Origin of the sequence: Actimicrobium antarcticum, from assembly GCF_039536745.1 — a bacterium.
Lineage (GTDB): Bacteria > Pseudomonadota > Gammaproteobacteria > Burkholderiales > Burkholderiaceae_D > Actimicrobium > Actimicrobium antarcticum.
Window position 1 is genome coordinate 174,713 of sequence record NZ_BAAAZE010000014.1, and the last position, 14,838, is coordinate 189,550.

Below are 14,838 nucleotides of genomic sequence, written 5' to 3' on the forward strand. Positions count from 1 at the left end.
GGCACTCTATTCAACGCGTGGAAACGCCATCCGCTGGTACCGTGGATCGTGCCAGAATGCGCGCTTTCACGGTAGGTAAATCCAGCAGGGCGCGGATCAGCAGTAGCGGTCGAATCGGTTTTTCGATGCAGGCCTGAAAGCCCGACTGCAGTGCGCGGATGTGGTCTTGCGGCCGCGCATAGGCTGTCACAGCGATTGCTGGCAAGCGCTGCTCGGACAACCCGATCCCGAGGCGCACCTGTCCAATCAGCTGATAGCCATCGGTCACCGGCATGCCGATATCGCTCAGCAGCACGTCAGGTACTTGCCGGCGAATTTGCTGTAACGCCTCGTTGGCGGATTGTGCCGTTGTCACTGTCGCACCGTGATCCGCCAGCAGGCGGCGACCGAGTTCCAGCACGTCGGCGTTGTCATCCACCAGCAGAACCAGCACCCCCCGTAGTTCGCCCAGATCCTCTGATGTCACCACGTTGCCTGGCCAGGAATTATCGGTGATATCGCGCGCCGGAGCCATCACCGGGCTGACGACCGGCACGACTCCCGAACTAGCCAATGGCAATATCGCCGTGAAGCAGGCGCCATGCCCTGGCCCTGCGCTGTAGACGTGGACCGCGCCACCGTGCAGTTCCAGCAGGTTCTTGACAATCGACAGACCCAGCCCCAATCCGCCATGCACCCGGGCAGAGCTGCCGTCGGCCTGACTGAACCGGTCAAACAAATACGGCAGGAAAGCCAGGTCGATGCCCTTGCCATTGTCGGTGACCGACACGAACACGCTATCGCCACCAGTGGCGAGAGTCAGCATGACCCTGCCACCCGGCGCGGTGAATTTAACCGCATTGGCCAACAGGTTCCAGAGGATCTGCTGCAAGCGCGCACTGTCGCCCAGGACCATGACCGGCGCCTCCCCCGCGAGTGCGAGATCGAGCGTGATGCCTTTGGTCAGTGCCGTTGGCGCGACGCTATCGATGGCTGCAGCCGCCGTGGCGTTGAGATCGAGCAGTGCGCTTTCCATGCGCAATTTGCCGGACACGATACGGTTCATGTCGAGCAGATCGCCGATCAACTCTGCCTGGTTGCTGGCGTTGCGGGCGATGACATCGATGCCCTTGCGGTACAACTCCGTGCTGGGCGGTGCGCGTTTGAGCAGGTTGGCCCAGCCCAGAATCGCCGACAACGGCGTGCGCAACTCATGGCTCAGCGTAGCCAGGAATTCATCCTTGATCAGCGCCGCCCGTTCGCTTTCGATACGCGCGGCGCGCTCTGCTTCGAGCAACTGTTCCCGCTGTTGTTCCAGATAACGCCGCTCTGTCACATCGTGGGTAATGCCGAGAATATTTTCAATCTGGCCGCCACCAGCACGATGCTCTGCCACTAACTGGCATTCGAAATACCGCAAGCCGGTCAAGGCCGGATAGTCAAAGGCGACCCGTTGGGTCTCGCCGGTCGCGAATACCTGCTGCATCGCCTGTTCCAGCAAGACACACATGACCTCCGGCATACCGAGTTCGCGATTGTTCTTGCCGATGAACTCGGCGGGCATGCGACCGGTGGCGCGGGTGACGGCCGCATTCACGAACACGTGGCGGAACTGGCGGTCGAAGCGTGTCAGGATGTCGGGCGAATTGTCGGTCAGGCTGCGCAGCTCGCTCTCTTTTTTGCGCAGTACATCCAGCCGTTCCCACGCGGCGCCCACCAGGCTTACCACCAACCCCATGAAATCACATTCCTCGGCCCCGAAGAACCGGTGCCCGCACGAAGCAAACGCCAGCGTGCCGATCACCCTGTCGGCGACCTGCAAAGGATACGACGCTAACGCTTGTACACCGAGGCCGCGCAGGATGGCCGTATCGGCATCATCGCTGTGTTGCATGTCACTGCGAAATACGGGTTCACCGCGCTCGACCGCTTTGCCGTACACACTTTGGCTGGTGTCGAATAACAGGAAATGCTGGCGTGTCTGATGGTTAATCCCGGCATCGGCATTGAGCCGCAACATCGGACCATGCGCGCCAGCCTCGACCAGATGACTAAAAAAGATATCGGCATGCACCAGCAGGCGCACCCGCTCGAACAGCGCCTCCATCGATTCGCTGGAGGCACCAGTCGCCGCGTGCTCGATATCGGCAATGACTTGCTGGCGCGCCCGTTCACGGCGCAGTTCAACCTTCATCGCATGGCGTTCGATGGCATTCTCGACCGCCCGTGTCAGGCTCTCGGTACCCAGCCATGACTTGCCGACGTAGTCCTCGGCCCCGGCACGCAGGACCTCCCGGTTCAACGCCATGCGCGACGAGCCGGTCAGGATCACCACCGGAACCAGGAGCGTGTTGTCGCTATCGCGCGGCAGGCTTGCCAGCACTTCGAAGGCATCGGCATCAGGCAAATCGAAATCCAGCACCATGCAGTCCAGCGCAGGCAACTGCGCACACAGGTGCAGTGCGTCGGCGGCCAGCGACGCTTCGATAAATTCGTAACGCCGGTGCGATCCCTTGAGTAGCGCCGCCTTGGCGTCGGCACGGTCATCGGGATTGTCGTCAACGAATAGAATTCGCCACGGTTGGCAAAGGGATTCGGTCATCGTGCAACTATCGTCGACGGCGGTACCAGCCAGTGCGCAAAAATGTCGGTCAGGATTTGCAGGCAATCGTCAAAACGCACCGTCTTGACATGGAAAGCATCCGCGCCGGCAGCCAGAAACGCGGCCTGGTCACGCGGATTGACACTCGCTGTAAAGACCACCACGGGCATCTGTCCATGTACCGGATGCTGACGCAGTTCCTGCAAAAAAGTCAGTCCATCGACACCGGGAAAGTTGAAGTCCAGCAGCATGAACACAAAGTCGCCGGGTGACGACGCATCGAGCATGCGCAACGCCGCATCGGTATCGATGGCATTGACGAACTGTGCCGTGACCTGTGCGAGCCGGGCCGCTACGCAGACGGTTTCAAAGTCGTCTTCAGAATCGTCGACGACCAGCACGGTGGGCTGCTGCAAATTACCGGGATTACGCACGGCGTCGTTCCGCCAGCACTACCGGCGGTCCTTCCAGCGTAAAGTAAAACGTCGTCCCGACACCCGGCGTCGAGTCGAACCAGATGCGGCCGTTGTGCTGCTCCACAAGCTTGCGTGCAATCGCCAGTCCGGCGCCGCTGCCGCCACCAAACGCGTCGCGCGGATGCAGCCGCTTGAAAATCTGGAACACCCGTTCCTGGTGCCTGTGCTCGATACCGATGCCGTTGTCGCGGACGTAGAACAGCAGCGCCTCCTTCTGCACCGGCGACGACGCCAGTGGCCATGGGGCCGCCGGGTTGATGTCCCCGGCATCGACATAGCCGATCTCCAGCAAGGGCGCGGGCTTGTCGTTGTACTTCACGGCATTTGAAATCAGGTTGGCAAAAATTTCGCGCGCACGGACCCGGTCGCACTGCACCACCGGTAGCGGTCGCGGCAGGCGCACCTGCACGCCGCTCTCGGTCAGGCGTGATCCCAGCATGTCGAGTGCCTCGCCCACCACGACACCGAGGTCGACCGGCTCGTAGTCGAGCGAGAGCCGGCCAACGCGGGCAAAGTGCAGCAGCGCATCCAGCAGGCTGTCCATGCGCACAGTCAGGCGCAGCAAGGTGGAGAAGCGTTCATTGGTCAGCGTGTCCGACGTGCCACTGGCATCGTTCTCTTGCTTGAGGTAATACGCATTTTTGTAAATGCCGCGCAGCGGCTCTTTCAGATCGTGGCCGGCGACATAGGCAAACGCATCGAGCTCGTCATTGCTGCGGGAAAGCTCACCGTTGAGCCGATCGAGTTGTTCGGCGCGTCCAACCATCAGGTCGCCTATCCATTGGCGCAACTTCAACGCCGCATCGATCTCTACCTGTTTCCAGGGCTGCGAGCGTCCGCGCACCTCCTCCTGCCAGATATCGAAACTGCGACGCGGCGTCAGGCGCATGCCGTTCGGGCCAGCCATCTGCGGCTTGTCGTACGGATTGCCACTCCAGGTGAATGTCTGCATTTGCTCAGGGCGGAACCAGATAATCAGGTCACTGGTGAGCGAACCCGATACCGCCACCGCCAGCATGCCGCTGGCCATGTCGGCAAATTGTGCCGCCAGCGGGTATGCCGCGCCGAGCGCATCGGTGACGACGATGCGCTTGCCATCCCGCAGCAACCGTTCACGGAGCCAGAGCGCCAGCTGTTGCAACTGAAATTCGGGCGGGGTGCGACCCACCACCAGCCACTGATCACGGCACAGTGTGGCGACACCGCTAGCCTCGATCCCATCGAGCAAACCTGGCGCGCCCTGCGTCAGCTCCGCCATGTCGCCGGTGCCCACCATGCGCGTCATCATCGCGTGATGCGTCGTGTCGATGCGCAACTGATACTGCGCGTGTTCGCGCGACTCGGCGGCGGCAATTTCCAGCGAGGCAATCTGGCCGATGAACTCGGCCGCAGCGCGCAGGTCGTATGGCATCGTCGTGGGTGTGTAGTTGTGGCAAACGATGAGTCCCCACAAGACGCCATCGCGCAGGATCGGCATCGTCAGCGTCGCCGCCACGCCCATGTTGGCGAGGTATTCGGTGTACATCACCGATGCACCGCGCAACGCGCAATAAGTCATGTCGAGCGGACGGCCCGAGGCCGGGTCCAGCAGCGGTACGATTTCGCAGAGTTCGGCGCTGGCGTCGGGCAAGGGACGGATGCTTATGCGCTTGAAAATTTCTCGTGCCGGCTTCGGAATGTCACTGGCCGGATAACGCAGGCCGAGCCACGAATGCAGATCGTCACGGTGTGCATCGGCCACGATTTCGCCGGACTCGTCATCATGAAAGCGATACACCATCGCCCGATCCAGCCCGGTGGCGCCGCGTACTTCCTGGGCGATGGCGTCGCAAAATCCGGCGAGCGAGGTACTGGCACGCAGCCGCGTCATGGTCTTTTTTACGCGCGTGTAGTAATCCCGGTCCGGCGCCGCCGCCGCGGTCTCACGGCCCGTCGGTTCCAGTTCGACGATCAGCATGCCACCCGACAGATGCACGCTGATGTCCAGCGGCGCATCCTCCGGTGCCATCCCCGGCAAACGCGTTGTGACTGCGTAGGTCGGATTGTTGACGAGCTCTTCGCCATCCAGCAGTTGCCGGATGCGCTGGGCCGGACCCGCACCGATGATGTCGGCCAGCGGCTGGCCTAGCGTGGCGTCCACCGCGCGCGCGGTCCAGCGTGCGCAATTTTCACTGACCTGGGTCACGATGCAGGTATCGGGATGCATTGCCAGCAACAAGCCATGACTCTGGATACAACCGGGGGTCTGCACCGGCTCGTCATCACAGCTCATGACGGAGACGCTATGGCGCTTGATGCTGTAGGGGAATGGCAGTTCGGTGGTTCGGGTCATTCGACGGTTCCAGTCGTTGTGTGCTGTGCGTACGGTGCGCAGGGTCACCCTGAATCAAGACACATGTCGACACCAGAAATCGCAGTTTTCCCGATCAGTTCAATGCGGTATTGGACTACCTGCCTTGGTCAATGAGTATTGCCCGAGATACATGCCAGTGGGACTTTTTCAACCTAGTGCGCATTGCATGAAAAGTCAGTCACTTTAAAGTATTTACGATCTATAGATTTCGGCTCGGCGATCGGAAGTGGCTTCACGTGACCCTCGGCACCAAGCCGGAGAGGATGTTACCTGCTTCGCGACCGCAACGATCAACCCAGCCACCGTCGTCGTGTCAAATCGATCACCGAGACCATGTTATACACTGAGTTCAGAACGACGCACTGTTAGCCTCAAGCCCATCTGTCATTCGCGCTTGATTGCCAACGACACTCGCGCCTCACCGCAGTCATTCGGAAAAATTTCATGAATCAACAATCTGCCAGTACTTGCTGCAGTCATCACGCTGTAACGACACCCACGACACCCACCACACCGGCGCCACCGGCCGACAAACCCTACACCGACCCGGTATGCGGGATGCACGTTGCGGCCAACCCTGAAAAAACGGTACGCCATGACGGCACCGATTATCATTTTTGCAGTCAGAAGTGCGTGACAAAATTTCGTGCCGATCCGCAGCATTACCTGACACCACAGGCAGTTGTGGCCATGCCGGCCGGGACCCTCTTTACCTGCCCGATGCATCCGCAGATCGAGCAGGTCGGACCAGGCACTTGCCCGCTGTGCGGCATGGCACTGGAGCCGCTGGAAGCCAGTGCCGACGAGGACACGACCGAACTCGACGACATGACCCGACGCTTGTGGATCAGCGTCGCTCTGACGGTACCGCTGATGGCGCTGACGATGGGCGACGAGCTGATGCCCACATCGTTGCACCAGATGCTGGGCATGACGTGGTTCAACTGGTTGCAGGCCATGCTGGCGACGCCGGTGGTGCTGTGGGCCGGATGGCCGTTTTTCCAGCGGGCCGCGGCATCGTTCGCCTCGTGGAACCTGAACATGTTCAGTCTGATCGGCCTCGGGACCGGTGCAGCGTTTCTGTTCAGCGTCGTGGCGCTGCTGTTTCCGGGCGTGCTGCCGGCGGCCTTCCTGATGGATGGCATGGCGCCGTTGTACTTCGAAGCGGCAGCCGGCATCACGACCCTGGTACTGGTCGGACAGGTGCTGGAACTGCGCGCCCGCGCGCGCACCAATAGCGCCATCAAGGCGTTGCTGGCGCTGGCGCCGAATACCGCTGTGCGACTGCGTGCCGATGGTACTGAAGAGGAAGTCGCGCTGGACCTGGTGGTTCCCGGCGACCACCTGCGAGTCAAGCCTGGCGCCCGCATTCCGGTCGATGGCGAAGTTCTGGAAGGCCGCTCCAACGTCGATGAATCGATGATCAGCGGCGAGCCCGTCCCGGTCGAAAAAACCACCGGCAGCAAGGTCGTCGCGGGTACGGTCAACCAGACCGGATCATTCGTGTTCACGGCGCAAAAAGTCGGTGCCGATACCCTGCTCGCGCAAATCATCAGCATGGTCAATACGGCCAGCCGGTCACGTGCTCCGATCCAGAAACTGGCCGACTCGGTGGCCGGCTGGTTCGTGCCAGCCGTGATGCTGGCGGCGGTGCTGGCGTTCGTGATGTGGACCTGGCTGGGGCCGGCACCGGCGCTGGCGCATGCGCTGATTGCGGCAGTCTCCGTGCTGATCATTGCGTGTCCGTGTGCGCTCGGGCTGGCAACACCGATCTCGATCATGGTCGGCATCGGTCGCGGCGCACAGCAAGGCATTCTGATCAAGGATGCCGAGGCGCTGGAATTGATGGAAAAAGTCACCGCGCTGGTCATCGACAAGACCGGGACGCTGACCGAAGGACGGCCACGTGCACAGGAGGTAGTGGCCGCCGAAGGCTTCAGCAATGAAGATGTGCTGGCAGCGGCTGCCGCGCTGGAAACTCACAGCGAACATCCGCTGGCGCACGCCATCGTGGAGTACGCCCAGGAGCAGAAGGTCCCGGTCAGCGCGGTCGAGGACTTTAGCGCCATCACCGGCATGGGCATCCGTGGCACGGTCGCTGGTCGCCGTGCAGCATTCGGCAATGCTGCCCTGATGGCGCAGGAAGGCGCCGACCTCGGCGTCCTGCAGGAGCGTATCGATGCATTGCAAGCACTGGCCCATACCGTGATGTTGCTGGCGATCGACGGCAAGCTGGCGGGCCTGATCAGCGTGACTGATCCGATCAAGGCCACGGCGGGTCCGGCCATTGCACAGCTCAAGGCGGCCGGACTGCGGATCGTTTTGCTGACCGGCGACAATCCGGCCACCGCCGCAGCCGTCGCCAGCCAGCTCGGCATCACCGAAGTCCATGCCGAAGTCATGCCCGAAGACAAATACCGTCATGTGCAGGCCTTGCAGGCCGAAGGCTGTATCGTCGCCATGGCAGGCGATGGCATCAACGATGCGCCAGCGCTGGCGCAAGCCAATGTCGGTATCGCCATGGGTACCGGCACCGAAGTCGCGATGCAGAGTGCCCGCATCGTGCTGGTGAAAGGCGACCTGTCCGGGATTGCCGAAGCCCGCTTGCTGAGTCGCGCGACGATGCGCAATATTCGCCAGAACCTGGTCTTTGCGTTCGGCTACAACCTGCTGGGTGTACCGATTGCGGCGGGCGTGCTGTATCCGTGGTTCGGGCTCTTGCTCAGCCCGATGATCGCCAGCGCGGCGATGGCACTGAGTTCAGTGTCGGTGATCACGAATGCGTTACGTCTGAAGGCCCGGGCGCCGGGTCAGAAATCCGCGTCCCCCGACCCGGCTTAATGGGTCAGCGATACAAAGAGCGGCGTCCCAGGCAAGTCGCTAACCACGTGGCCTGTCCCATGATCACATGGGATCTGGACGCAGGCTGTTAAAGCGATTCCAGAAACGCGATCACCGCAGCACGGTCGGTCACCGACAGTGCTTCGAACCGGGTACGACTATTGTTCGCTTCACCGCCGTGCCAGAGTACGGCTTCGGTCAGCGTTCGTGCCCGACCGTCATGCAAATAGCGCGCTTTGTCTGCGCCGCCTTGCACGAAGCGTAACGATCCGATTCCCCAGAGTGGCGCGGTGCGCCACATGGCCGCAGCAGCGTTGCCCTGTTTGAGGTTGTCGGCCAGGTCCGGGCCCATATCATGCAGCATGAAATTGCTGTACGGATGAATCACCTGGTTGCGCAATTCGCCTAGCGGATGGGTATTCCCGGTCTTGAGTGTCGGCGTGTGACACGCCACGCATTGGGCGTCGGCGAACAGCTTGCTGCCAGCCGCGATCTGCTGCGAATTGATGTCGTGGCCGGGCAGCGGCGTCACGCCGACCGGATAGCCGCTGCGCAAGCTACGCTGTGCCGGTACCGCAATCAATGCCATGTAATTCGATAGCGTCCTGATCTCGGATTCCGTGACACCGGCAGACCCGTCCGGGGTACGACAATCCGCTGCGCCGCGCTGGCAACTGCGCGACGGAAAGACCGGGGATGTCACGCCGATGTCCTTGATCAACGCATCGCCCAGCTGATGGCGCAGGCTTACCGTTTGGGCTTTCCAGCCGTAGCGGCCCAATCGTGTCTGGCCAGTTTCCGGATCGGTATTCCAGCTGGGGATGCCACGCACGCCATCGCCGTTGGTGTCGTTCGGATCGGCCAGCGCCAGCAAGGTGGATTCCGATAGCGCCTCGATCAATCCCATGCCGATTACCTGTGGCGCTTGTCTGACCGAGAAAAACGCGGGTATCGTGCTCTTGAATGCATAGACCGGCTTGACCAGTTCGATGCGTTCGCCTGATGGCAGGGCACGGACCGTGACGTCATTGCGTAGCAGGCTGACGCCGAAATCACTGGCGCTGGACGACAAGGCCAATTGCTGCACGTTGAACCCGTAATTGGGGTCCGCAACCTGCGCGCCAGCGGTACCAGCGGCTGCCGTCAGGACCGACATGGTCGCCAGCGGCGCACCGATGGCCGGTGCCACGCTGCGTCCGTTGCTGGTGTGACAGCCGATGCAGCGCGCGCCATTGAAGCGCGGACCGACCTGCCCGATGTGTGCCGAAAATACCGGATTGTCATCGGGATGTTCGGAATGCTTGCCGTCGATAAACGAGGTGTGGAACAGGCGGCGGCCACGGACAAATTCCCTGGTGTTGTCGATGCCAATATTGTTGGCCATTTGCTGGAACACCCGGTTTGCTTCATCGGAATAGTTGTACGACAACGTGGTCTGGCCACCCAGCAGAGTTGCCTCTGGCAGTGGCGCGGAATCCAGGCGTGGCTCGATGCCGTACCAGGGCTGGACACCGACGCCGACGACATAGAGCTGTTCGAACGAGTAATAGCGCGGACCTCCCCCATCGACCAATGCCTTGAAATTGGCGTCATGCGGCAGGAACGGAGCGGGTGCAAGTTCGATCCGGTCGCCAATCTTGAGCGGGCTATGGGGATCGGTACGCCAGTTGGCATCAAAATTCATGGTGCAATCGGCCGACCTGCCTTCATGGCAAATGTTCTTCCCACCCTCGGCGGCGTTCGGAAAATAGTAGTTCAGGTTCCAGCCGTAATCGAATGCATCGGCGTTCAAGCTACGGAACATGCTGAAAGTGGTGCCTTCGAAAGTGCCCTCGTTGACGTGCAGGCGAACTTCGATTTTTTTGCCGCCAGCGGGGATGCTGTCGCGAATTTCGAGGCCGAAGGTACGGTTCTGAAAATAGAAGGTGGGAAAGGTCAGGTAACGGCCCTGTCCCTTGTCTGCCTCGAACCACGATTCGCCGCGCTCGCGGGCATGACGCTCGGTCGGACGCATGCCGATCATCGTCACCAGCGTGCCATCCGCTTCCGTGTATTGAAGTCGTTCGCGGATCTGCGTGTCATCCGCAAACAGCGGTACGTAGGCCGGCGTGACCAGGCCCTGACCAGTGGTGCCTTGCGGAACCGGTGCAGCGACCGGAGCAGCTGCCACGCCCGGTGGTGGCGTCGGTGTTGTGCTTGCCTTCACCGGCTGCGGCGGCACTGCCACCGCAGCGCCACCGAGTTCGACGTACAGATCACCCAACTCGGTCAGTTCGCCATCGGCACCGAGCAAATTGGCATTTGGTACCGCATTGTTTCGGCCGGAGAACCAGGCGTAACGCGCCACCGCAGGTTCGCTTTCCAGATACTTGACGGCGGCAGTCATGTAAGCCCGTTGCACGTCGACAGTAATCTGCTCGTGCGGCCTGTCACCGCAGGCGAACTCGGTGATCCAGATCGGCTTGTTGTACTTCCTGAAACGATCGACGTACGCTTTTAAAGCAGGTACATCACAGGCATACCAGTGCACCGGAATGAAATCGATCTTGCAGCCAGCGCATGCCGCGAGGAAGGCATCGAGATAGGCCACCGGATCAGAGAAGGTCACGCCGCCCTCGGATACCGGGTCACCGCTGTAGTTGACTGAAGGCGAACCGATTTGCAGGTCCCTGGTCCTGGCGACGGATTCCAGCACGGGCCACAGCGCCGCTGCTTGAGTTGGCGTCTTGTTCGCCTGCGAGATGAAATTGGGTTCATTGAAGCCCAGCAGATATTTCGCGCCTTGCGGTATCTGCTGATTTAACTGCACCACGGTTGGCGTGCCGCCCCAGGCCATCGGCACGAAACTCACGTCCAGCGCTTGGTAGATTGATGCCACGGCAGTTTCCGGAGCGGGTGCCCAGTTAGCCCACCAACTGATTCCTTTCGACAGTGCTTTCATGTCGGCTGCCGAGTGAGCACCGTATGCAATGCCGCGCTTCACGCTTTTTGCAGCTAGCGCTGTCAGTGGGAGGGCTGCCGTAGCACTGTTACTGGCGCTTTCAGTCGCAGTCGGATTGGCAATTGCAGTGGGGTTGGCGGCTGCCGGAGGGTTGGCGGTTGCCGGAGACTGTCCGGTGGCTGGCGTTGCCGTTGTCGAACTTCCCCCTCCACACCCAACCATGCCCAGGATAATGGCGAACGGTAAGTAACGTGTGAATGACCAGGTTACTCGCGGCGGTTTGCGGTGTTGCATCGCGTACTCCTTGAATTAGCCGATTGGCATGCAGTGGATGTTCGCCACTCATAACCTTAAAGCACTACAAAGATACCGATAGTAGGTATTTGTACGGAAACGAATCTGACAAATCGCAAGTTTTTGCAATTTGCGCAAGGCAATCTGTTTTTACAGTACCGGATCAAATGCCGGCCGCAAGCGCGCAGGATGGCGCCTCAGCTGGCAACCCGGCATCGACAAAAACATGCGACCATCCAGCGCTCGATGACTCCCCGCAGAGCACCTGCACCCGCCATGGAACTCAATCCGCTCGACACCACCCCGCCGGCCTCTGCACGGAGCGATCGCGCCGCCTTGCGCCTGAACATGCTGGTGGCCATCACTGTGGCGGTACTCGCCACCTTCATGGGCATCTGCAAGGTCAAGGATGACAACATCGTCCAGACCATGCAGCAAGCCCAGGCCAACAAACTCGATCACTGGGCGTTTTACCAGGCACGTAACATCCGCGAAGAAGTCGCCAAATCGACACTGGTGCAACTGAAGCTGGCCGCACTCGGGCGAACCGGGACGGACCAAGCCGCCTACAACGCGGCGATCGCCAGTTATGAAAAAATCGCCATTGACCAGCGCCAGAAAAAAGAAGAATTGCGTGCCCTGGCCGACGACGACCAGAAGCAATACGACGGTGCGAATTTCCATGACGACCAGTTCGATCTGTCGGACGCTTTGCTGGCGATTGCGATCTCGCTGCTGGCGGTCACCGCGCTGACCCAGCAACGGTGGCTGTATGTCGCCGCGCTGGTGCCGACCGGATTTGGCATCGCCATGGGGTTGGCCGGATTGCTGGGCTGGAGCTTGCATCCGTCCGGATTGATCCGGTTGCTGTCATGAGCGGCACCGAATGGCAATGGGCGGACTTCGACCAGCTCGGCAACCGTGACGTGTACGCAATGCTGGCATTGCGCCAGCAGGTGTTCGTCGTCGAGCAGGCCTGCCTGTTCCAGGACATCGACCAGGCAGACCAGCCATCACGCCATTTGCTGGCATGGCAGGTGCACGACGGCGTGCGACAACTGGCAGCGTACTTGCGCTGCGTGCCGCCCGGAATCAAGTTTGCGGAAGCGTCGATCGGGCGCGTGGCCAGCGCGCCCTGGGCACGCGGCAGCGGACTGGGCCGGGAATTGGTGGCGCAGGGTGTCCAGCGCACGCTGCTGGCGTTTCCCGCCCAGGGTATCCGCATCGGCGCGCAACGCTACCTTGAGGCGTTTTATGCCAGCTTCGGCTTCGTGACCTGCACCGCGCCGTATCTGGAAGACGGCATCTGGCACATCGACATGCTGCATGCCGTGCAGACCAGCATCAGCTAAGTTTTTTCTGCCACATCAACGCGTCACCATGTTCGGCATCGAGCTGGTAACCGGCGTACCCCATCTTCAGATAGACCTGTTGCGCATGCCGGTTGCCCTGCAAGACTTCGAGCGTGATCTTGCAACAGCCACGCTCGCGTGCGACCTGTTCGATGCGCATCATCATCTGCTGCGCCAGGCCACGACCGCGAAAGGATGCGCGTACCGTCATGTCATGAATGTTGATCAGCGGCGCGCAGCGGAACGTCGAAAATCCCTCGAAGCAGTTGGCCAGTCCGACCGCCTCGCCATCGACAAAGGCCAGCACGCTGAAGGCGCCCGGCCGCGCAGCCAGTGCCGCAATCAAATGGCGCATCACGTCATCGTCAAGCGGCGTGGCGCCACCGAACGGGTCGCGGGCGTAATCATCGAGCAATGCCAGTACGGCCTGCGCGTCGTCGGGATCGTCATATCGGGCCAGTGCAATGCGGATGTCCGGGGTGGCGCTAGCGTCCGTCATCGGGTCACCACATCGCGAAACATTGGCGCGAGCCGCGCCAGCAAGCGGTTCTGCATGGCGGGTGTAACCCCTTCGCGATCCATCGCCAGTTGCAGATCCTCGACCAGCGCGTAAAACTGCGCAGCCGTGATATCGAGGCCGTCATGAATCGTCGCCATATCCTTGCCGCTGTACTTGCAGGCTCCACCACTGAGGTCACAAAACTGCTCGGCCAGCTTCTGTTTGAAGTGAACCATGTCGATATTGGGGTCCTGCAGACTGTTGCCGAGTCGTACATCCGCCAGCAACAATGGCACCAGCGTGTCGACCAGGCGATCGATTCCGCTTTGCCGGCCCAATCCCTGGAACAGCTCATCGGCGGCCCATGCGGGCGCGCCCATGGTCAGCGACGACAACAGCAGCAGCGTTGCCAGCCGGGATACAAACCAATTCATCAGAGGCCTCCTTGCAGGGATAGATACACGCCATTCTGGCGGCGCGGATTGAAGATCGTCAGGTCGCCCAAGGTGACCCACCCCAGCACCATCGAAAAATTCTTGACCGGGAAGTAGCCGACGAATACATCCGCATAGGCCTTTTCGGCATCGACCGACAGGTTATGCGGCTTCATGCGGTATTCGGCACCGACCACCAGCTTGCGGTTGACCAGATAGACCACCGAGGTTTCGAGCATCGGCTGATAACGGTCGTGCAGGTCGCCGCCAAAACCAAGCAATCCGAGCTGGTTCGCCTTGGTCGCACGCACCGTTGCATTCAATAACAGGCTTTGCGCCAGCAGTACCTTGGTCGCCGATAACGTGACGTCGATGCCGTGATTGCTGCGCGCACCCAGCTGGGTCACATCGGTCACACCCAATGCCTCCAGTCCATGTACGCCATTGTTGCGCTTGAACTGGATGCCCAGCGCGATTTGCGGCATTGCGCGGTCCTGGTCCACCAGCGCGTCGCCAGACAGCTTCAGCTTGAGGCCGACGATATCCTGGGTAATCGCGAGATCGGCCAGAGGCGCCTTGCTACCCTGCAGCTTCTGACTGGCCAGCGAGACTTCGAAGCGATCCGCGATGCCGATAGCGATGCCGGCCGAATCGATGGCGTAATCCTGGGTACGCACTCCCGTGGTATGCACGTTGGCGCCGTAACTGTCACGTGAACCGTAGCCGGTAATGAGTGCCCACGGCGTCAGGCCGCCGCCACCGGCACCCTCGATCTGGCTGGCACCACCGAGCGCCAGCAACCGGCCCTGATCGGGCATCGTCAGCGTCTGTGCCTGCGCCGGTGGCACACTGCCCGACAGCACGCTGGCTACCAGCACAGCCACCGGCACTCTACCCAGATAATTCCTTGTCATGCTGTTCCCGTTTTTCTATCAATGCCAGATGCGGAGCAGGCATCATAGGCCTGCTCATCCACCGTAATTATGCCGAATTTTCAGAATTATTATTCTTTCAAGCAATTAAAATCGTCCATCGCTCCTAAATCGACACGAATAGTCACGCTATCA

Annotated in this window: 10 protein-coding genes; 3 read left to right on the top strand and 7 right to left on the bottom strand. The window is 60.8% G+C overall.

Annotated elements, in window-relative coordinates:
• Positions 1 to 10 precede the first annotated feature (10 nt).
• From ABD720_RS17595 to ABD720_RS17605, 3 genes are read right to left on the bottom strand one after another with little or no spacing between them, the layout of a single operon-like run.
• Positions 11 to 2,581: a response regulator gene (locus ABD720_RS17595; protein WP_344765320.1), complete on the bottom strand. Its 2,571-nt coding sequence runs from the start codon at positions 2,579 to 2,581 to the stop codon at positions 11 to 13.
• Positions 2,578 to 3,015: a response regulator gene (locus ABD720_RS17600; protein ID WP_344765321.1), complete on the bottom strand. Its 438-nt coding sequence runs from the start codon at positions 3,013 to 3,015 to the stop codon at positions 2,578 to 2,580. Before ABD720_RS17600 ends, ABD720_RS17595 begins: the two co-directional genes overlap by 4 nt.
• A complete protein-coding gene (locus ABD720_RS17605) occupies positions 3,008 to 5,389 on the bottom strand; it encodes an ATP-binding protein (protein WP_344765323.1) in 2,382 nt (793 codons plus the stop codon). The genes ABD720_RS17600 and ABD720_RS17605 overlap by 8 nt, the downstream gene beginning before the upstream one ends.
• A gap of 465 nt (positions 5,390 to 5,854) precedes the next feature.
• Here ABD720_RS17605 and ABD720_RS17610 point away from each other — a divergent pair, with 465 nt between their 5' ends.
• Complete coding sequence (locus tag ABD720_RS17610; protein ID WP_344765325.1) at positions 5,855 to 8,251, top strand: heavy metal translocating P-type ATPase; 2,397 nt, start codon at positions 5,855 to 5,857, stop codon at positions 8,249 to 8,251.
• A gap of 88 nt (positions 8,252 to 8,339) precedes the next feature.
• On the opposite strand, the gene ABD720_RS17615 is transcribed toward ABD720_RS17610, so the two are convergent.
• Positions 8,340 to 11,486, bottom strand: coding sequence for a di-heme oxidoredictase family protein (locus ABD720_RS17615; RefSeq protein WP_344765327.1), 3,147 nt, complete (start codon positions 11,484 to 11,486; stop codon positions 8,340 to 8,342).
• Between the two features lie 276 nt (positions 11,487 to 11,762).
• Here ABD720_RS17615 and ABD720_RS17620 point away from each other — a divergent pair, with 276 nt between their 5' ends.
• Together ABD720_RS17620 and ABD720_RS17625 are read left to right on the top strand one after the other, a co-directional pair.
• Positions 11,763 to 12,362 carry a DUF4337 domain-containing protein gene (locus tag ABD720_RS17620; protein ID WP_344765329.1) on the top strand — a complete coding sequence of 200 codons (600 nt, stop codon included), beginning with the start codon at positions 11,763 to 11,765 and terminating at the stop codon, positions 12,360 to 12,362.
• Positions 12,359 to 12,838 (top strand): GNAT family N-acetyltransferase, encoded by a 480-nt coding sequence (locus ABD720_RS17625; protein WP_344765332.1) that lies wholly within the window; start codon positions 12,359 to 12,361, stop codon positions 12,836 to 12,838. Before ABD720_RS17620 ends, ABD720_RS17625 begins: the two co-directional genes overlap by 4 nt.
• On the opposite strand, the gene ABD720_RS17630 is transcribed toward ABD720_RS17625, so the two are convergent.
• The 3 genes from ABD720_RS17630 to ABD720_RS17640 are packed head-to-tail and all read right to left on the bottom strand — an operon-like array spanning position 12,831 to position 14,685.
• Positions 12,831 to 13,337 carry a GNAT family N-acetyltransferase gene (locus tag ABD720_RS17630; protein WP_344765333.1) on the bottom strand — a complete coding sequence of 169 codons (507 nt, stop codon included), beginning with the start codon at positions 13,335 to 13,337 and terminating at the stop codon, positions 12,831 to 12,833. The two genes, ABD720_RS17625 and ABD720_RS17630, sit on opposite strands and share 8 nt — an antisense overlap.
• Positions 13,334 to 13,771 (bottom strand): group I truncated hemoglobin, encoded by a 438-nt coding sequence (locus tag ABD720_RS17635; protein ID WP_344765335.1) that lies wholly within the window; start codon positions 13,769 to 13,771, stop codon positions 13,334 to 13,336. Before ABD720_RS17635 ends, ABD720_RS17630 begins: the two co-directional genes overlap by 4 nt.
• On the bottom strand, positions 13,771 to 14,685 hold the full coding sequence (locus ABD720_RS17640) for a DUF3034 family protein (protein WP_344765336.1): 915 nt from the start codon (positions 14,683 to 14,685) through the stop codon (positions 13,771 to 13,773). The genes ABD720_RS17635 and ABD720_RS17640 overlap by 1 nt, the downstream gene beginning before the upstream one ends.
• Positions 14,686 to 14,838 lie beyond the last annotated feature (153 nt).